General features: G+C 69.8%; 1 protein-coding gene (cut by a window edge). It reads left to right on the forward strand.

All coding sequences use genetic code 11. The features are described from left to right. Positions 1–22,522, forward strand: the 5' portion of a protein-coding gene (locus tag G6N50_RS04865) for a non-ribosomal peptide synthetase (protein WP_083095265.1). 8,777 nt of this gene lie beyond the right edge of the window; the window shows 22,522 of its 31,299 coding nt (coding positions 1–22,522); its start codon is at positions 1–3; the stop codon falls past the right edge of the window.

Raw genomic sequence — 22,522 nt, forward strand, 5'->3', positions numbered from 1 at the left:
GTGGAGCGTGGTGACCGGGCACTTCCGGTGACGCGAGGCCAGCTGGACATCTGGCTGGCGCAGCAAACGGGTTATTTCGACGCCGCCTGGCAGCTGGGTGTGCTCGTACACATCGAAGGCGCAATAGACACCAATTTGTTGCATCAAGCTATGCGACACGTGGTGAATGAGGCTGAGAGCCTAAGGGCTTCGTTCTTCGAGGCCGATGGCCAGGTCTTCCAGAGGGTCGTCGAATACGACGATGTCGATCTCGTCTTTTACGACCTGACCGAGTCACGTGATCCCGAGCGGGAAGTTCGTGAAACGGCTGCATCGATTCAGAACACGCCGATGCCGCTCACCGGCCCGATGATCAAATTCGCTTTATTCCGGACAGCTCCCGACGAGTACTACTGGTTCACGACCTTCCACCACATCGCCATCGACGGGATGGGCATTGCGCTGATCGGTCGGCGGATCGCGGCCATTTACTCCGCGCTCGCCTCCGGGAAACCGATTCCGCCCGCCTTCTTCGGCTCGCTGCACGACCTCGTCAGTGGCGAATTGGAATACGCGGCATCGCCCAAATTCTCTGAGGACCAAGAATATTGGACCGCACACCGCCCCCAGGGCGACGGGGCGGCCTACCCGACGACCGCGGCCGACGATGGCCGCGACCCGTATGCACCCTCTCCGCCGGTGCAACTGGATCAGTCGGTTGTCGGCAAGCTCAAAGAGCTGTCCAAAGCGCTGGGCATCCGTCGGTCATCGGTTCTGACGGCCGCCTGCGCACTTCTTGTGCGCGGCTGGTCCGCCGACGGCTCGGACGAGGTCGTGCTCGACTTCCCGGTCAGCCGGCGAGTCGATCCGGAGTCGAAGACCCATCCCGGCATGCTTGCCGGAGTTGTGCCGCTTGTGTTGAACGCCGCGCCGGACACGACGTTCGCCGAATTCTGCCAGCACGTCGACACACGATCACGAGAAGCGTTGCGGCACCAACAATTTCCAACACGCACGCTCGACGGCGAAGGCGATTTCAGCGGTCCGAGGCAGGCGCCCAACCGCGTCGTCGTCAACTTCGTCCCGGCCCGCCTCACGCTCAGTCTCGGCGGCGTGCCGGCCACGGCGAAATACACCAGCTATGGCCCGGTGGGCCACTTCGGGCTGTTCTTCCTTGGATTCGGCGACCAGCAGTTCCTGAGCACCGTCGGTACCGGGCAACCGTTCTCGAACTTCGACGTTGCGGACCTGCGGGAGCGGCTGCAGCGGATCCTGGCGGCGATGGTGGCCCATCCCGAAGGGCGCCTGTCGTCGTTGGACGTGCTGCATGCAGATGAGCATGCCCGCCTGGAAGAGGTTGGAAACACCGCGGTTTTGACCGAGCCGGTGGATTCGCCGATGTCGGTGCCGGAGTTGTTCGCCACGCAGGTGGCCCGCGTGCCCGACGCCGTCGCGTTGGTGTGCGAGGGCGTATCGGTGACCTACCGGGAGCTGGACGAGGCGTCGAACCGGATGGCGCATCGCCTGCTGACCCATGGCGCGGGCCCGGGACAGACCGTGGCGCTGCTGTTTTCGAGGTCGGCCGAGGCCGTCGCGTCGATCCTGGCGGTGCTCAAGACCGGGGCCGCGTATCTGCCCGTCGATCCCTCGTCGCCCAAGGCGCGGATCGAATTCATGCTTGCCGATGCCCGGCCGGTCGCCGCGGTGACGGCCGGGGACCTGGCTGAACGGTTCGACGGCCACGGCCTGACCGTGATCGACGCCGCCGATCCACGCATCGATGCCCAGCCCGCCACGGCACTGCCCATGCCGAATCCTGCCGATATCGCCTACCTGATCTACACCTCGGGGACCACCGGTGTGCCCAAAGGCGTTGCGGTAACTCATCGCAACGTCACTCAGCTGATGAGCTCGCTGGATGCGGGTCTGCCGGCCGAAGGGGTGTGGTCGCAGTGTCATTCGTATGCATTCGACGTGTCGGTGTGGGAGATCTTCGGCGCGCTGCTGCGCGGCGGACGCGTGGTGGTGGTGCCTGAGGACATAACCCGATCGCCCGAAGAACTCCACGACGTCCTGGTGGCCGAGGAAGTCAGCGTCCTGACCCAGACGCCGTCGGCGGTCGCGATGCTGTCGCCCGAGGGCCTGGAGTCCGTGTCACTGGCGGTGGTCGGCGAGGCCTGCCCGGCCGAGGTGGTCGACCAGTGGGCGCCCGGACGGCTGATGGTCAACGCCTACGGCCCCACCGAGACCACCATGTGTGTCGCGATCAGTGCGCCGCTGGCGGCGGGATCCGGCGTGCCGCCCATCGGTTCTCCGGTGCCCGGCGCGGCCCTGTTCGTCCTCGACGGCTGGCTGCGACCGCTACCACCCGGAGTGGTCGGCGAGCTGTACGTGGCCGGCACCGGAGTGGCCGGCGGCTATGTCGGCCGATCCGGGCTGACGGCGACGCGGTTCGTGGCGTGCCCGTTCGGCGAGCCGGGCGCACGCATGTACCGCACCGGCGACCTCGCGTCCTGGGGCCCCGATGGCCAACTGCAGTATCTGGGCCGCGCCGACGAGCAGGTCAAAATCCGCGGGTACCGCATCGAACTCGGCGAGGTCCAGGCCGCGCTGGCCGCACTCGACGGTGTCGACCAGGCCGTGGCGATCGTCCGCGAAGACCGTCCGGGCGACAAACGTCTGGTCGGTTACGTCACCGGGACCGCCGACCCGGCCGAGGCGCGCGCCGCGCTGGCCGACCGACTCCCGACCCACATGGTGCCGACCGCGGTCGTGGCGCTCGATGCGCTGCCCTTGACGGTCAACGGCAAGCTGGACACCCGCGCGCTGCCGGCACCCGAGTACACCGCGCGCGAGTATCGCGCCCCGGGCAACGCGGTCGAGGAGATCCTGGCCGGCATCTACGCCGAGGTGCTCGGTGTGGACCGCGTCGGTGTCGACGAGTCGTTCTTCGAGCTCGGCGGCGACAGCATCCTGTCGCTGCAAGTGGTGGCGCGGGCGCGCGCCGCCGGCCTGACCTGCCGGCCGCGAGACGTGTTCGTCGAACAGACCGTGGCCCGGCTGGCCCGGGTGGCCGGGGTCGCGGACGGGGCAGCCGGTGAAAGCGACGAGGGTGTCGGCCCGGTGCTGGCCACCCCCATCATGCGGTGGCTGCAGGGCATCGAAAGCACCGGCGGCCCGATCGACGAGTTCAACCAGACCGTGATGGTTCAGGCCCCCGCCGGGGTGACCGAGGCCGACGTGGCAATCGTGTTGCAAGCCTTGGTGGATCGGCACGTCATGCTGCGGCTGCGAGTCGACGACGACGAAGCCGGCGGCTGGTCTCTCCAGGTGCCCGAGCCGGGGTCGGTGCGGGCCGCCGATTGCCTGCAATCGGTGGATGAATTGAACGACAAGGTGTTGCTGGAAGCGCGGTCGCGGTTGAACCCGGCCGCCGGGGCGATGCTGAGCGCCCTGTGGGTCGAGTCCACCGGCCAGCTGACGGTGATCATCCACCACCTGGCCGTCGACGCGGTGTCGTGGTGGATCCTGTTGGAGGACCTCAACATTGCCTGGGCGCTGCAGAGCGCGGGGCAACCGGTGGAGCTGCCGCCGACGGGCACGTCCTTCGCCCGGTGGGCGACGCTGCTGGCCGACCACGCCCACCGCCCCAACGTCGTGAGCCAGCTGGGCGCCTGGAAGAAGGTGGCGGCGACTCCCGCCGCCCTGCCCGCGGCCGACCCCGAGCTGGATACCTACGCCTCCGCCGGGCGCTTGTCGCTGCAGCTCGATGCCGAGACCACCGGGGCGCTGATCGGCGACGTGCCCACCGCGTTCCACGCCGGCATCCAGGACGTCCTGTTGATCGCGTTCGTCCTGGCCTGGGCCGAATTCCTGGGTGAGGCAACCGATTCGATCGGCATCGACGTCGAGGGCCACGGGCGCCACGAGGAACTCGCCTCGGATGTCGACCTGTCCCGCACCGTCGGCTGGTTCACCACCAAGTACCCGGTGTCGCTGGGCGTGGCCGGGCTGAGCTGGGCGCAGGTGACGGCCGGCGACCCGGCGCTGGGCCCGGTGATCAAACACGCCAAGGAGCAACTGCGGGCCCTGCCGGATCCGCTGACCTATGGGCTGCTGCGCTATCTCAACAACGAGGTCGAGCTGACCGGGCCCGACCCGTCGATCGCCTTCAACTACCTGGGACGTCAAGGCGCAGCGTCCGATTCGGCGGGGGAGGGGTGGCGGATCAGCCAGGAGGGACTGTCCCTGATCGGCGCCGCCGCGGCGGTGCCCATGCCGCTGATGCACACCGTCGAGCTCAACGCCGGCACTATCGACACCGTCACCGGTCCACACCTGCATGCCGAATGGACTTGGGCGACTTCGGTTCTCGACGCAAGCCAGATCACCCGGCTGAGCCGGCTGTGGTTCGAGGCGCTGGCCGGCGTGTGCGCGCACGTGCGTGCCGGTGGGGGCGGATTGACCCCGTCGGACATCGCGCCGGCCCGCCTCAGCCAGCAGCAGATCGACGAGCTGCAACGGCAGCACGACATCGCCGACATCCTGCCGTTGACCCCTCTGCAGCAGGGGTTGCTGTTCCACTCCAGCACCGCGCAGGGCAGCGACGATATGTACGCGGTGCAACTGGATTTCACGCTCACCGGACCGCTGGAACCCGACCGCCTGCGCGATGCGGTGCACACCGTCGTCAACCGGCACCCGCACCTGGCGGCCCTGTTCTGCGAGCAATACGACGAGCCGGTGCAGATCATCCCCGCCGATCCCGTCGTCGCATGGCGATATCTCGATCTCGGCGGCACCGACGAGGCCGAAGCAGGCCAGCTGATCGAGCAGCTGTGCGTTTCCGAGCGCACCGCGGTGCGCGACCTCGCCGGCCAGCCGGCGTTCCGGGTGGCGCTGATCCGCACCGCGGACCGCCGGCACCGGTTCCTGCTGACCAATCACCACATCCTGCTCGACGGCTGGTCGCTGCCGATCCTGCTGCGCGAGATCTTCACCAGTTACTACGGCGAGCGGCTGCCCGCCGCCGGTTCCTACCGGGCGTTCCTCACCTGGCTGGCCGCTCGCGACCTCGATGCCGCCCGCGAGGCCTGGGGTGAGGTGCTGCACGGCTTCGAAACCCCCAGCCTGGTCGCACCGGACGGCCGATTGGGACAGGGCAGCCGCGGCTTCGAAAAGTCTTGCGTGCCTGAGCAAACCACCAAGGCGCTCACCGAGCTGGCGCGCTCCTGCCACACCACGGTCAGCACCGTTCTGCAGGCCGCCTGGGCGGTGGTGCTGACGTCATTGACCGGTCAGCACGACGTCGTCTTCGGCACCCCGCGGTCCCGCGTCGGCCAACTGGAGGTCGACGACGCCGAATCGATGGTGGGATTGCTGATCAACACGGTGCCGGTCCGGGCCAACATCAGCCCGACGACCACCACCGCGGAGCTGCTGGCCCAGTTGCAGAACAGCCACAACGACGCGCTCGAGCATCAGCACCTGGCGCTCAGCGAGATTCACCGCGTCACCGGTCACGACCAACTCTTCGACACGCTGTTCGTGTACGAGAACTACCCTGTCGAAGACGGCATGACGCTGGGCGCCGACGGGCTGGCCATCGCCGACATCACCAACCGCGAGTACAACCACTACCCACTGACAGTGGAGGCGCTGCCCGGCAGCGAGCTCGGCCTGCACGTCGAATACGACGCCGAGGTGTTCGACACCGCCGGAATCGCCTCGCTGCTGGACCGATTCCAGCGCGTACTGGTGGCGATGACCACCGATCCCACCCAGCGCCTGTCGACGGTCGAGCTGCTGGCTCGCAATGAGCGCGAGCTGGTGCTCTCGCAGTTGTCGGGCGCCGGTGTCACCGGGCCGATCGGGGTGGCGCCGCAGCTGTTGGCCACCGCGCTGGCGACCGCCCCGGATGCGACCGCGGTGGTCGACGGTGACCGGGAATTGTCGTACCGCGAACTCGACGAATGGTCGACGCGGCTGGCGCGCAAGCTGATCGACACGGGCGTCGGCCCCGAGCGCGCCGTCGGCGTGGCGATGGGCCGGTGCACCGAACTCGTGGTCGCGTGGTGGGCAGTGGTCAAGGCCGGCGGCATCCACGCCCCGGTGGACCTCGACCATCCGGTCGACCGCGTCGCCTCCGTGCTGAACTCCGTTGACGCGGTGTGCGTGCTGACGCGTGGCACCGACGAGGTCGCCGGCGCCGGGTCGCGCCCGGTCGTGCGGATCGACGGGCTGGACCTGTCCGCGCACAGCGCCGCGGCGATCACCAATGCCGACCGTCTGGCACCCCTGACCGCGCACAACTCCGCCTACGTGATCTTCACATCGGGCTCCACCGGCACGCCCAAGGGTGTGTTGGTGAGCCACGCCGGTCTGCTGGGATGGGCTGCGGCGCAATGCAAGTCGTGTGGCTTGGACACCGATACGCGGCTGTTGATGGTGGCCTCGCCGACCTTCGACGCGTCGGTCGGCGAAATGTCGATGGCCGCCGCGTCGGGGGCCGCGCTGGTGGTGGCACCGCCACAGGTGTACGCCGGCGAGCCGCTGACCGCCTTGCTGCAGAGCCAGCGGGTCAACGCGGCATTCCTGACCCCGACGGTGCTGTCGTCGCTGGATCGCGCCCGGCTGCCCGGCTTCGACAAGCTGATGATCGGGGGCGAGGCCTGCCCCAAGGAACTGGTCGCGGCCTGGGCGCCCGGGCGGCGGATGTTCAACGTCTACGGCCCGAGCGAGACCACCGTGTGGGTCACCTCCAGCGCGCCGCTGTCGGCCGACGGCCCGGTTCGCATCGGCACCCCACTTCCGGGGGTGTGCGCGGTCGTGCTCGACGCCTGGCTGAAGCCGGTTCCGGTCGGCGTGGTGGGCGACCTGTATGTGAGCGGGCCGGCACTGGGGCACGGCTACCTGGGGCGGGTGGACCTGACCGCGGAACGATTCGTGGCCAACCCATTTGGCGCTCCAGGTGAGCGGATGTACCGCACCGGCGACCTGGTGCGCTGGACGCGCGAGGGTGACTTGGACTTCGTCGGTCGCGCCGACAGCCAGATCAAGCTGCGCGGCCAGCGCATCGAGCTCGGCGAGATCGAGAACACCTTGCTGGCCTGCCCGCAGGTCACTCAGGCCGCCGTCACGGTGCGCGACGGCGGCACCGGTTCCCACCTGGTCGCCTACGTCACGCTCGACCACACCATCAGCGCCGACCATGACGAGGACAACGTCGAAGAGTGGCAGCACCTTTACGACGACCTCTACGGCGCCGACCTCGAGTCCGGCTTCGGCGAGGACTTCCGCGGCTGGAACAGCAGCTACACCGGCGACGCCATCCCGCGCGAGGAGATGGTCGAGTGGCGCGCCGCCACCGTGGACCGGATCACCGCCCTGCAGCCGCGGCGTGTCCTCGAGATCGGTGCGGGCTCGGGGTTGCTGCTGTCGCAGATCGCCCCGCAGTCCGATGAGTATGTGGCCACCGATTTCTCGCCGGTAGCGATCGAGAACCTGGCCCGCTCGATGGAGCGGCTGCAGTTGCCGTGGCGCGACCGGGTTGAGCTGCGAACCCAACCGGCCCACGTCACCGACGGGCTGCCGCGCGGTCACTTCGACACGATCATCCTGAACTCGGTCGTTCAGTACTTCCCCAACGCGGGATACCTGGCCGAGGTCATCGATAACGCCATGGAGCTGCTGGCCCCCGGCGGGGCCGTGTTCGTCGGTGACGTCCGCAACCACAGCCTGCAGGGCGCGTTCCAGACCGCGATCGCGCTGGCCCGCGGCGGCACCGCCGCCACCGAGGCCGCCGAACTCCGCAAGCGAGTGCGCCATGCCATGCTCGGTGAGACCGAATTGCTCTTGGCCCCTGAGTTTTTCACCACCTGGGCTGTCAACTGCCCGTCGGCCGGTGGCGTCGATATCCAAGTCAAACGTGGATTCGCCGACAACGAGCTGAACCGGTACCGCTACGACGTCGTCATCCGCAAAGCGCCGGCACCCGTGCGCTCCGTCGCCGACGCACCCACCTGGTCGTGGACCGAATGCGCGGGCTCCGAAGGGCTGCGCGACGTGTTGGCGTCCCAACGGCCCGCCGTCGTCCGCGTCACCGACATCCCGCACGCCGGCGTCATCGCCGACGTCCGCGTCGAAGCGGCGCTCGCCGAGGGGCAACCCGTGGCCGACGCGCTCGCCCAAGCCGACTCCGTCTCCGACACCGCCGTCGCCGAAGAGGTGCACCGCATCGGCGAGTCGCTCGGATATCGCGTCGCGGTGACCTGGGGCGCCCAATCCGGCACTCTGAGTGCCGTATTCGTCGATGCCGCCGACACCACGCCCCTGACGGATCTCTACTTGCCGCCCACCGGGATTCGGCGGCGCACCAGCCACGCCAACGACCCGCGCACCAACACCAAGATCGGCGAGGTGCGCGAGCGGCTGAGCGCGTGGCTGCCGGAATACATGGTGCCGGCGCACATCGTGGCGCTGCAGGAATTCCCGATGACCTCATCGGGCAAGCTCGACCGCAAGGCCCTGCCGGAACCGGAATACCAGGACGTGGACCGCTATCGCGCCCCGGCCACCGCGGCCGAGGAGATCCTGGTGGGCATCTACGCCCAGGTGCTCGGCCTGGAGCGGGTGGGCGTCGACGACTCGTTCTTCGACCTGGGTGGCGATTCCCTGTCGGCGATGCGCTTGATCGCCGCCGTGAACACCAGCATGAACTCGGATCTCAGCGTGCGCGCCGTGTTCGAGGCGCCTACCGCGGCCGAGCTGGCGCTCCTGGCAAGCGGCGACGGCGATCGGCCGGAGCCCTTGGTGGCGGGGGAGCGGCCCGCGGTCATTCCGCTGTCGTTCGCCCAGACGCGACTGTGGTTCATCGACCAATTCCAAGGGCCCTCACCGATTTACAACGTCACCGTTGCATTGCGGCTGCGCGGGGAGCTTGACGCGGACGCGCTGGCCGCGGCGCTGGCCGATGTGGTCGGCCGCCACGAGAGCCTGCGCACGGTGTTCGCGGCAGCCGACGGAGTCCCACAGCAGGTGGTGGTTCCCGCGGAGCAGATCGGCTTCGCCTGCCAGATCATCGATGCCCGTGGCTGGCCGGAGGACCAGGTGCGTGAGCGCATGGCGGCAGCGGCTCAGTACGCGTTCGACCTGTCGAGCGAAAGTCCTTTACACACAGAGCTTTTCACCATCGACGACGACGAACACATGCTGGTGGTCGCGGTGCACCACATCGCCGCCGACGGCTGGTCGATCACGCCGTTCGCACGTGACCTGGGCGTGGCATACGCCAGCCGGTGCGAGCGGCGCGCCCCCGACTGGGCGCCGCTGGCGGTGCAGTACGTCGACTACACGCTCTGGCAGCGCGCGTATCTGGGCGACGTGGAAGACAGCGGCAGCCGCATCGCCGCGCAGCTCGACTTCTGGGCAGACGCCCTGGCCGGGTTGCCCGAATGCCTGCAGCTGCCCACCGACCGGCCCTACCCGCCGGTCGCCGACCACCGCGGCGCCCGGCTGGCGGTGGACTGGCCGGCCGAGCTACAGCAGCAGCTGCGCCGGGTGGCGCGCGAGCACAACGCGACCAGCTTCATGGTGATCCAGGCCGCGTTCGCCGCGCTGCTGTCCAAGATGAGCGCCAGTGACGATGTGGCCGTGGGCTTCCCGATCGCCGGGCGCCCCGAGCCCGCGCTCGACGAGCTGATCGGATTCTTCGTCAACACCCTGGTGCTGCGCGTCGACGTCGCCGGGGACCCGACCTTCGCCGAGCTGCTGGCCCAGGTGCGCCGGCGCAGCCTGGCGGCCTTCGAGCACCAGGACGTGCCCTTCGAACTGCTGGTGGAGCGGCTCAACCCCACCCGAAGCATGACCCACCACCCGTTGATCCAGGTCCTGTTGGGCTGGGAGAACTTCCCCGGGGAGGTCAGCACCCCCGCGGCCGGGCTGGCCCTGGGCGACCTGCAGGTCACCCCGATGCCTCTGCACACCGACACCGCCCGCATGGACTTGACGTTCTCCCTGGCCGAACGGTTCACTGAGTCCGGTCAGCGCGCCGGCATCGCCGTGACGGCCGAATACCGCACCGACGTCTACAACGCGGACACCGTCCAGGCGATGATCGAGCGGCTGCAGCGGCTCTTGACCGCCGTCACCGCCGAGCCCGAGCGGCGGCTGTCCTCGGTGGATCTGCTGGACACCACCGAGCATGCCCAACTGGCGAAGTGGGGCAACGAGGCCATCCTGGCCGAGCCGATGGAACCCGTAACGGTCGCGGGATTGTTCGCCGCGCAGGCGGCCCGCACCCCGGACGCGGTGGCGCTGACATTCGAGGACCGGTCGATGACCTACCGGGAGCTCGACGAGGTCGCCAACCGGTTGGCGCACCTGCTGGTGGACCGCGGGGCCGGCCCGGGAAAGTTTGTCGCGCTGCTGTTTCCGCGGTCGGCCGAGGCGATCGTGTCGATCCTTGCGGTGCTCAAGTCCGGGGCGGCGTACCTGCCGATCGACCCCGCTCTGCCGGCCACCCGCGTCGAGTTCATGCTGACCGATGCCGCCCCGATGGCCGCGGTCACCACCGCCGACCTGGCCGGCAAGTTCGATGGCTTCGACCTGATCGTCATCGACGCCGCCGATCCCGCGGTCGCGACGCAGCCCAGCACCGCGCCGCCCGCACCGGCGCCCACCGACCTGGCCCACATCATCTACACCTCCGGCACCACCGGCGTGCCCAAAGGCGTTGCGGTAACCCAACACAACGTCGCGCAGCTGTTCGACGACCTGCGCCTCGGTTTCGCCCTGTCGGCCGAGCAGGTGTGGACCCAGTTCCACTCGTATGCCTTCGACTTCTCGGTGTGGGAGATCTGGGGCGCGCTGCTGCACGGCGGCCGGCTGGTCGTCGTGCCCGATTCGGTGTCGCGTTCACCCGAAGAGTTCCATGCTCTGCTGGTCCGCGAGGGCGTCACGGTGCTGACCCAAACCCCTTCGGCCGTGGGGCTGCTGCCCACCGACGGCCTGGACGGGACGTCGCTGGTGATCGGCGCCGAACCCTGCCCGCCCGAGCTGGTCGACCGGTGGGCGCCGGACCGGGTGATGGTCAACGTCTACGGCCCGACCGAGACCACGATGTGGGCCTGCAAGAGCAGGCCGCTGCAGGCTGGGTCGGGATTCCCCCCGATCGGTTCGCCGGTGACCCGGGCGGCGTTCTTCGTGCTGGACGAGTGGCTGCGCCCGGTGCCGGCCGGCGTGGTGGGCGAGCTGTACCTGGCCGGCCAGGGCGTCGGCGTCGGGTACTGGCGTCGCCCCGGACTGACCGCGTCGCGGTTCATGGCCTGCCCGTTCGGCGAACCCGGCACCCGCATGTACCGCACCGGCGACCTCGTCTGCTGGGGCCGGGACGGACAGCTGCGCTACTTCGGCCGCGCCGACGAGCAGGTCAAGATCCGCGGCTACCGCATCGAACTCGGCGAAATCCAGGCCGCGCTGTCCGCGCTCGACGGGGTCGAGCAGGCCGTCGTCGTCGCCCGCGAGGACAGCCCCGCCGCCTTGCGCCTGGTCGGATACGTCACCGGGTCGGCGGATCCCGGCGCGGCGCGCGCCGCGCTGGCCGAGCACCTCCCGGCCTACATGGTCCCGGCCGCGGTGGTGGTGCTCGACGCGCTGCCCGTCACGGTCAACGGCAAGCTCGACGCCCGCGCCCTGCCGGCGCCCGACTACCGGGCCGTCGACAACTACCGCGCCCCGAGCACCGCGATCGAGGAAATCGTGGCCGGTATCTATGCCCAGGTTTTGGGCGTCGAGCGGGTCGGGGTCGACGACTCCTTCTTCGACCTCGGCGGCGATTCGCTGTCCACCATGCGCCTGGTCACCGCCATCAATTCCGCGCTGGAAAGCGACCTTCCGGTGCGAGTCGTCTTCGAGGCACCCACGGTCGCGCAGTTGGCGCCGCGCATCGCCGAGAGCGCCGGCGGCCTGGAGCCGCTGGTGGCCGGTGAGCGGCCCGCGGTCGTCCCGTTGTCGTTCGCGCAGAACCGGTTGTGGTTCGTCGACCAATTCCAGGGCCCCTCACCCCTGTACAACATGGCGGCTGTGTTGCGGCTGCGCGGACAGCTCGATGCCGATGCCCTCGGTGCGGCGCTGGCCGACGTGGTGGGCCGTCACGAAAGTCTGCGCACCCTGTTCCCGGCGCACGAGGGAACCCCCCAACAGGTCGTGATGCCCGCCGAGCGCACCGACTTCGGCTGGGAGGTCGTCGATGCTGCGGCATGGTCGCCAGACCAGCTGGACGACGCCATCAAGGGCGCCACCCGCTACACGTTCGATTTATCGGGCGAAATCCCCATGCGGGCGAAGCTTTTCAAGCTAACCGCGGACGAGCACCTGCTGGCCATCGTCGTGCACCACATCGCCGCGGATGGTTTGTCGCTCACGCCGCTGGGTGCCGACCTGAGTGTGGCCTACACCAGCCGGTGCGCCGGGCAGGCCCCCGGATGGGCCGAATTGCCGGTCCAATACATCGATTACACGCTCTGGCAGCGTGCCCAGTTCGGTGACCTCGACGACGGCACCAGCCGCATCGGCACGCAGCTGGCCTACTGGGAGCAGGCGCTGGCCGGGATGCCCGAGCGGCTGCAGCTGCCCACCGATCGGCCCTACCCGCCGGTGGCCGACCAACGCGGAGACAACGTGGTCGTGGATTGGCCCGCGGAACTGCAGGAGCAGGTCCGCGGGCTGGCCCGCGAGCACAACGCGACCAGCTTCATGGTGGTGCAGGCCGCCCTGGCCGTGTTGCTGTCGAAGATCGCCGCGAGTTCCGATGTGGCGGTGGGCTTCCCGATCGCCGGGCGACGCGACCCCGCCCTCGACCAGCTGGTCGGATTCTTCGTCAACACGCTGGTGCTGCGCGTCGACCTGACCGGCGACCCCAGCTGCACCGAACTGCTGGAGCGAGTACAGGCGAGCAGCCTGGCGGCGTTCGAGCACCAGGACGTGCCGTTCGAGGTGCTGGTCGAGCGGGTCAACCCGACCCGGAGCCTGACACACCATCCGCTGGTTCAGGTGATGCTGGCCTGGCAGAACTTCGGCGGGCATGACGACCCGGCCGCCGGTCTGGCGCTGGGCGACCTCGAGGTCGAGTCCGTGCCGGTGGAGGACCAGTCGGCCCGTATGGACCTGGTGTTCTCACTCGCCGAGCGCTGGACCGCGGACGGTGAGGCCGGCGGCATCGGCGGGCGGGTGGAATTCCGCACCGACGTGTTCGACGCGGCCACCATCGAGACGCTGATCGCGCGGCTACAGCGGGTGCTGACGGCGATGACGGCCGATCCCACGCACCCGTTGTCGTCGGTGGACCTGCTCGACGAGGCTGAGCACGCGCGTCTGAAAGAGCTTGGAAATACGGCGGTTTTGACGGGGCCGGCGAGTGCGCCGGTGTCGGTGCCGGAGTTGTTCGCCGCGCGGGTAGCCGGCGCGCCGGAGGCGGTGGCGCTGGTGTGCGAGGGCTTGTCGGTGACCTACCGCGAGCTGGACGAGGCGTCGAACCGGTTGGCACACCTGTTGGCGGCCCACGGTGCGGGTCCGGGACAGACTGTGGCGCTGCTGTTTTCGCGGTCGGCCGAGGCGGTCGCGGCGATTGTGGCGGTGCTCAAGACCGGGGCGGCTTACCTGCCGATCGATCCTTCTTCCCCGGATAACCGGATCGAGTTCATGCTCGGTGACGCCACGCCGGTGGTCGCGGTCAGCACCGCTGATCTGGCCGGGCGGTTCGAGGGCCGGGGCGTGCCCGTCATCGACGTCAACGATCGGCGCCTCGACACCTTGCCCGACACGGGTCTGCCGCTGCCGCGGCCGGACAGTGTCGCCTATCTGATCTACACCTCGGGTACCACCGGTGTCCCCAAAGGCGTTGCGATCACGCACCGTAGCGTCACCGCGCTGCTGGGGTCACTGGATGCGGGCCTGCCGTCCGCGGGGGTGTGGTCGCAAAGTCACTCGCTGGCGTTCGACGTCTCGGTGTGGGAGATCTTCGGCGCGCTGCTGCGCGGCGGGCGGCTGGTCGTGGTGCCCGAGTCGGTGGCGCGTTCACCGCAAGACCTGCACGAGGTGTTGGTCGCCCAGGGCGTGACCGTGTTGACCCAGACCCCGTCGGCGGTGGCAATGCTCTCGCCCGAGGGACTGGAGTCGGTGTCGCTGGTGATGGCCGGTGAGGCCTGCCCGGCCGAGGTGGTGGACCGGTGGGCGCCGGGACGGGTGATGGTCAACGCCTATGGGCCGACCGAAACGACGATGTGTGTGACCATCAGTGCGCCCCTGGCGCCGGGGTCGGCGGCCCACGGGCCGGTGCCGATCGGGTCCCCGGTGCCCGGGGCGGCGCTGTTCGTACTCGACGAGTCGTTGCGTCCGGTGCCCGAAGGTGTGGTCGGGGAGCTGTATGTGGCCGGATCCGGTGTGGCCGCGGGATATCTCGGTCGGACCGGGCTGACCGCGTCGCGGTTTGTGGCCTGCCCGTTCGGCGGGGCCGGAACGCGGATGTACCGCACGGGCGACCTGGTGCGCTGGACCGCCGACGGTCAGCTGCAGTACTTCGGCCGCGCCGACGAGCAGGTCAAGATTCGCGGATACCGCATCGAACTCGGCGAAATCCAAACCGCGCTGGCCGGACTCGACGGCGTCGAGCAGGCCGTGGTCATCGCCCGCGAGGACCGCCCCGGCGACAAGCGCCTGGTCGGCTACCTGACCGGCAGCGCCGACGCGACGTCGGTGCGCACCGCACTGGCCGAACGGCTGCCCGCCTACATGGTCCCCGCCGCGGTGATGGCGCTCGACGCACTTCCGTTGACCGCCAACGGCAAACTCGACACCCGCGCCCTGCCGGCACCCGACTACGTCGCCGGTGAGTACCGCGCCCCCGAGACCCCCACCGAAGAAATCCTGGCCGGCATCTTCGCCGAGATCCTCGACGTGGAGCGGGTCGGAGTCGACGACTCGTTCTTCGATCTGGGCGGGGACAGCATCTCGGCGATGCGTCTGATCGCCGCGATCAACGCGAGCCTGGGTGCCGATCTGGCGGTGCGCGTCGTGTTCGAGTCGCCCACGGTGGCCCAGTTGGCGCCCCGGATCGGCGGGGGCGGAAGCGGGCTGGAGCCGTTGATCGCGGGGGAGCGGCCTACGGTGGTGCCGCTGTCGTTCGCGCAGAATCGGTTGTGGTTCCTGGACCAATTGCAAGGGCCCTCACCGGTCTACAACATGTCGGCCGCGCTGCGGCTGGACGGTCGGCTCGACGCCGAGGCACTCGGGGCCGCGCTGGGCGATGTGGTCGCCCGTCACGAGAGCCTGCGCACCCTGTTCGCCGCGCCCGAGGGAACACCCCAGCAGGTCGTCTTACCGGCGGAGGCGGCCGATTTCGGCTGGGAGGTTGTCGACGCCAGCGGCTGGTCGGCAAGCCAGCTGGAGGAGGCGATCGGCGACACGGCCCGCTACACCTTCGACCTGGCCACCCAAATCCCCTTGCGGGCAGAGCTTTTCCACGTGGCCGACGACCAGCATGTGCTGGTGGCAGTCGTGCACCACATCGCCGCCGACGGCATGTCCATCACGCCGCTGGTGCGTGATCTGGGGGTGGCCTACGCCAGCCGCTGCGCCGGGCGGGCCCCGGACTGGGCGCCGTTGCCGGTGCAGTACGTCGACTACACGCTTTGGCAGCGCGCGCAATTCGGTGACCTGACCGATAGCGACAGCCGTATCGCCGCCCAGCTGTCCTACTGGCAGGACGCGCTGGCCGGAATGCCCGAGCGAGTGCAGCTGCCCACCGATCGGCCCTACCCGATGGTGGCCGACCAGCGCGGCGCCACCGTCGAAATCGACTGGCCCACCGAGCTGCAGCGGCGCGTCGGTGAGGTGGCACGCCGGCACAACGCCACCAGCTTCATGGTCATCCAGACCGCGCTGACGGTGCTGTTGTCCAAGCTCAGCGCTAATCCCGATGTGGCGGTGGGCTTTCCGATCGCCGGGCGGCGCGACCCCGCACTCGACGAGCTGGTGGGCTTCTTCGTCAACACCCTGGTGCTGCGCGTCGACGTCGCCGGTGACCCGACCTTCGCCGAGGTGCTGGACCGGGTGCGCACGCGCAGCCTGGCCGCCTACGAGCACCAGGACGTGCCCTTCGAGGTGCTCGTCGAGCGGCTCAACCCGACCCGCAGCCTGACCCACCACCCGCTGGTGCAGGTGATGCTGGCCTGGCAGAACTTCGCCGGCCAGGACGGCGGCCCGGCCGCGGGGCTGTCCCTGGGCGACGTCGACGTCACGCCGATGCCGGTGGACACCCAGACCGCCCGCATGGACCTGACCTTCTCACTGGGCGAACGCTGGGCCGAGGGCAACGAGCCCGCCGGGATCGGCGGAACCCTCGAATTCCGCACCGACGTGTTCGACGCGGACACCATCGAGGCGCTGATCGACCGATTGCAGCGGGTGCTGGAGGCGATGACCGACGATCCCGCACAACCGGTTTCGTCGATCGACCTGCTCGACGAGAGCGAACACGCTTGGCTGGACGAGGTCGGAAACCGGGCCGCGCTGAGCGGATCGGCAACCCGCACCGAGTCGATCCCGGCGCTGTTCGCCGCCCAGGTAGCCCGCACGCCCGAGGCAGTTGCCCTGGTGTGCGACGGCCGGTCGCTGACCTATCGTGAGCTGGACGAGGCGTCGAACCGGCTGGCGCATCTGCTGGTGGCCGGTGCCGCCGGCCCGGGACAGACTGTGGCGCTGCTGCTTTCGCGGTCGGCCGAGGCGATCGTGGCCATCCTCGCGGTGCTCAAATCGGGGGCGGCCTACCTGCCGATCGACCCGGCACTGCCCGAGTCGCGGATCGGTTTCGTGCTCACCGACGCCGCCCCGGTCGCGGCGATCACCACCGCCGATCTGGCCGACCGGTTCCACGGCCACGACGTCGAGGTCATCGACGTCGGTGATATCGAGGCCCCCGCCATCGACACCCAGCCGGCTACCGCACTGCCGGCGCCGGGCCCCGACGATCTCGCCTACCTGATCTACACGTCGGGCACCACCGGTGTCCCCAAAGGCGTTGCGGTGACGCATCGCAACGTCACCCAGTTGCTGGTGGCCGGGGATTCGGGACTGCCGCGCGAGGGCGTGTGGTCGCAATGGCATTCGCTGGCCTTCGACGTCTCGGTGTGGGAGATCTTCGGCGCCCTGCTGCACGGCGGCCGACTGGTCGTCGTGCCCGAATCGCTGGCCCGCTCACCGGAAGACCTGCACGCGTTGCTGGTGGCCGAACAGGTCAGCGTGCTCAGCCAAACCCCGTCCGCGGCCGGCGCGCTCCCGCCGTCGGGGCTGGAGTCGGTCACGCTGGTGGTGGCCGGTGAGGCCTGCCCGTCCGAACTGGTCGACCGGTGGGCGCCGGGGCGGGCGATGATCAACGCCTACGGCCCGACCGAAGCCACGGTCTACGCCGCCATCAGCGCGCCGCTGGAAGCGGGGGCACCCGGTGTGGTGCCGATCGGCTCCCCGGTGCCGGGCGCGGCGTCGTTCGTGCTCGACGAGTGGCTGCGGCCGGTGCCCCCGGGCGTGGTCGGCGAGCTCTATATCGCCGGCGCCGGCATCGCCTGCGGCTACTGGCGGCGGTCCGGCTTGACCGCATCGCGTTTCGTGGCCTGCCCCTTCGGCGAGCCGGGGGCGCGCATGTACCGCACCGGTGACCTGGTGCGCTGGCGCACCGACGGGCAGCTGGACTACCTGGGCCGCGCCGACGAGCAGGTCAAGATCCGCGGCTACCGCATCGAACTCGGCGAGGTGCGCACGGCACTGGCCTGGGTCGACGGCGTCGAGCAGGCGGTCGTGGTGGCCCGGGAGGACCGCCCCGGGGACAAGCGCCTCGTCGGGTACGTCACCGGCACCGCCGACCCGGCTGCGGTGCGCGCCGCGCTGGCCGAGCGGCTGCCGGGCTACATGATCCCGACCGCCGTGATCGTGATGCAGGCCCTGCCGCTCACCGCCAACGGCAAGCTCGACACCCGCGCCCTGCCCGCACCGGACTATCAGGACGCCGACCGGTATCGCGCCCCCGACAACGCAATCGAAGAAATCCTGGCCGGAATCTACGCCCAGGTGCTCGGCCTCGAGCGCGTCGGCGTCGACGACTCCTTCTTCGACCTTGGCGGCGACAGCATTTCGTCGATGCAAGTGGTGACCCGCGCACGGGCGGCCGGCCTGGTGTGCAAGACGCGCGACATCTTCGTCGAGCAGACCGTGGCCCGGCTGGCCCGGGTGGCCGAAGTGGCCGACGCCGAAGCCGCCGTGGCCGACGAGGGCCTCGGCCCGGTGCAGGCCACCCCGATCATCTGCTGGCTGCAGGACGTGGAAAACGCCGGCGGCCAAGTCGATCAGTTCAACCAGACCATGCTGGTGCAGGCCCCCGCCGCCGTCACCGAGCCCGACGTCGTCGCGGTGCTGCAGGCCGTGCTGGATCGCCATGCCATGCTGCGGCTGATCGTCGACAAGGACCCCGCCACCGGCTGGTCGCTGACGGTTCCCGAGCCGGGCTCGGTGGATGCCCATGCCTGCCTGCATGCGGTGGACGAACTGTCCGACGCGGCGGTCATCGAGGCGCGGTCACGGTTGAACCCGGCCGCCGGTGTGATGCTCAGCGCGGTGTGGGCGAGCGCCACCCGCCAACTGGTGGTGATCGTTCACCACCTGTCCATCGACGGTGTATCCTGGCGAATTCTGTTGCAGGACTTGAACATCGCCTGGGCGCAGCATCACAGCGGGCGGCCCGTGACGCTGCCCGCCGCGGGCACCTCGTTCGCCCGGTGGGCCTCGCGGCTGGCTGAACACGCGCACCACCCCGACGTGGTGAGGCAGGCCGACGCCTGGCGGCAGGTCGCCGCGACGCCGCCCGCACTTCCCGCGCTGCGTCCCGACGTGGATACCTTCGCCACCGCCGGACACCTGTCCATGGAACTCGACGGCGAGACCACCGGCATGCTGCTCGGTGACGTGCCGGCGGCGTACCACGCTGGGGTGCAAGACATCCTGTTGATAGCGTTCGGGCTGGCGTGCGCCGAATTCGCCGGCGGCGCCGCCGCGCCGGTCGGCATCGATGTCGAGGGCCACGGCCGCCACGAGGAGCTGGGCCGCGACGTCGACCTCTCCCACACCGTGGGCTGGTTCACCACCAAGTACCCGGTTTCCCTTGCAGTGCAAGGTGTTTCCTGGGCGCAGGTGATCGCCGGCGGCACCGCGCTGGGCGCGGTGCTCAAAGACGCCAAGGAACAACTGCGCGCCCTGCCGGACCCGCTGACCTACGGGCTGCTGCGCTACCTGAACACCGACGTCGACCTCGAGGGCGCCGACCCGACGATCGGGTTCAACTACCTGGGACGCCAGGGCGGTGCGGCCGAGCTCACCGACGACATGTGGCGGCCGGACGCGGACGGCTGGTCGGTCACCCGCGCGGCGACCGCCATACCCATGCCGCTGATGCACACCGTCGAGTTGAACGCCGTCACCATCGACACCGACGCCGGACCACAGCTGCACGCCAACTGGACCTGGGCGCCCTCGGCCCTGGACGACGAGCAGGTCAACCGGCTGGGCCGGCTCTGGTTCGAGGCCCTGGCCGGAATCTGCGCCCACGTGCGCAACGGCGGCGGCGGTCTGACGCCGTCGGACATCGCGCCCGCCCGCCTGAGCCAACAGCAGATCGATCAGCTTGCGCGGCAACACCACATCGCCGACGTGCTGGCGCTCACCCCGGTCCAGCAGGGGTTGCTCTTCCACGCCAACACCGCACAGGCGACCGACGACCTCTACGCAGGACAGCTGGACATCAGCATCACCGGCCCGCTGGACCCCGACCGCCTACGCGACGCGGTGCAGACGATGATCGGCCGGCATCCCAACCTGGTGGCACGGTTCTGCGACCAGTACGACGAGCCCGTCCAGATCATCCCGGCCGACCCCGCGGCGTCCTGGCAGTACCTCGAACTGGACGGCGACCCCGACGCCGACGCGCGGGTTCGGCGGCTGTGCGCCGCCGAGCGCGCCGCGGTGTGCGGCGACCTCGCCGAGCAGCCCGCCTTCCGGGTGGCGCTGGCCCGCACCGCCGCCGACCGGTACCGGCTGGTGCTCACCAACCACCACATCGTGCTCGACGGCTGGTCGATGCCGATCCTGCTCGGAGAGATCTTCGCCGCCTACTACGGGCAGCGCCTGCCGGCGGCGGCGCCCTACCGCGGCTTCGTCGCCTGGCTGGCCGAGCGTGACGTCGAGGCCGCGCGCGCGGCCTGGGCCGAGGTGTTCGCCGGCTTCGACACCCCCACCCTGGTCGGCCCCCAGGACCGGACCGAGTTCGGAGCGCAAAGCGTCGAGTCGTACACGCTGCCGGCCGAGCTCAGCCAGGCCACCACCGACCTGGCCCGCTCCTGCCACACCACCGTCAACACGGTGCTGCAGGCCGCGTTCGCGCAACTGCTGTGCGGGCTGACCGGCCACGGCGATGTCGTTTTCGGCACCACCGTGTCGGGCCGTCCCGCAGAGGTCGTCGGCGCGGACGCCATGGTGGGCCTGCTGATCAACACCGTGCCGGTCCGGGCGAACATCACCGCGACCACCACCACCGCCGAACTGCTCGACCAACTGCAGGGCGCGTACAACCACACGCTCGACCATCAGCACCTGGCGCTCAACGAGATTCACCGCATCACCGGCCAGGACCAGCTGTTCGACACTCTGTTCGCGTACGAGAACTATCCGATCGACGCCAGCGCGCTGTCGGCCGACCAGGAGCTGGCCGTCACCGACATCACCAGCCGCGAATCCACCCACTACCCGCTGACTGTGCAGGCCCAGCCCGGCAAGGAACTGCGCCTCCAGGTCGAATACGACACCGACGTCTTCGACGCGGCACGAATCGGGACGCTGATCGAGCGGTTGCGGCAGCTGCTGACCGCCATGACCACCGACCCGGCGAGGCGGCTGTCGTCGATCGACGTGCTCGACGCCGCTGAACACGACCGGCTGGACGACTTGGGCGACCGGGCCGTGCTGACCCGGCCCAGCACGCCCTCAAAAGCCACGTCGATCCCCGCGTTGTTCGCCGCGCAGGCGGCGCGCAGCCCGCGGGCCGCCGCGGTGACCTTCGAGGGTCGGTCCATGTCGTACCGGGAGCTCGACGAGAAGTCGAACCGGTTGGCGCACTTGCTGATCGGCCGCGGGGTCGGCCCGGGCGAGTCCGTGGCCCTGCTGTTCCCGAAGTCGGCCGACGCGATCGTGGCCATCCTGGCGGTGCTGAAAACCGGTGCGGCCTACCTGCCGATCGACCCGGCGCTGCCGGCGGCGCGCATCGATTTCATGCTCACCGACTCCGCGCCGATGGCGGCGATCACCGTCGCGACGCTGGCGGACAAGCTAGACGCCCACGATCTGATCGTCATCGACATCGACGACCGTGCGGTGGCACGCCAGCCCGGCACGGCCGTGCCCGCGCCGGCGCCGGAACACGTCGCGCACATCATCTACACCTCGGGCACCACCGGTGTGCCCAAGGGCGTGGCGGTCAGCCACCACAACGTGACCCGGCTGTTCGACGCGCAGGCCGTCGGGGTGGAGTTCTCGGCCGACCAGGTGTGGACCCAGTTCCACTCGTATGCCTTCGACTTCTCGGTGTGGGAGATTTGGGGCGCCCTGCTGCACGGCGGGCGGCTCGTCGTGGTGCCCGATTCGGTGGCCCGCTCACCCATGGAATTCCACGCCCTGCTGGCCGCCGAGAAGGTCACCGTGCTGAGCCAGACCCCGTCGGCGGTGCGCATGCTGTCACCGCAGGGCCTGGAATCCGCGGCCCTGGTTATCGGCGCCGAGCCCTGCCCGCCCGAGCTGGTAGACCGCTGGGCGCCCGGACGGATGATGGTCAACGTCTACGGCCCGACCGAAGCCACGATCTTCTCGTCGATGAGCACACCGTTGGCCGCCGGCTCGGGCGCGCCGCCGATCGGCTCGGCGGTGCCCGGCGCGGCGTTGTTCGTCCTGGACGGGTGGCTGCGCCAGGTGCCGGCCGGAGTGGTCGGCGAGCTCTATGTCGCCGGCCGCGGCGTCGGCTACGGCTACGCGCGCCGGGCCGGGCTGACCGCGACCCGATTCCTCGCCTGCCCGTTCGGTGAGCCCGGAGCGCGCATGTACCGCACCGGGGACCTGGTGCGGTGGGGTCCCGACGGGCAGCTGCAGTACTTCGGCCGCGCCGACGAGCAGGTCAAGATCCGCGGCTACCGCATCGAGGTCGGCGAGGTGCGCTCGGCCCTGGCCGCGCTCGACGGCGTCGACGAGGCGGTCGTCGTCGCCCGCGAGGACCGACCCGGCGACAAGCGCCTGGTCGGCTACCTCACCGGCACCGCGGACCCGGCCGAGGCCCGCGCGCAGCTGGCCGAACGCCTGCCGGCCTACATGGTCCCGGCGGCGGTGGTGGTGCTCGACGCGCTGCCGATGACCCTCAACGGCAAGCTCGACATCCGCGCCCTGCCCGCACCGGAGTACTCCG

Source organism: Mycobacterium mantenii (genome assembly GCF_010731775.1).
Classification (GTDB): Bacteria; Actinomycetota; Actinomycetes; order Mycobacteriales; family Mycobacteriaceae; genus Mycobacterium; species Mycobacterium mantenii.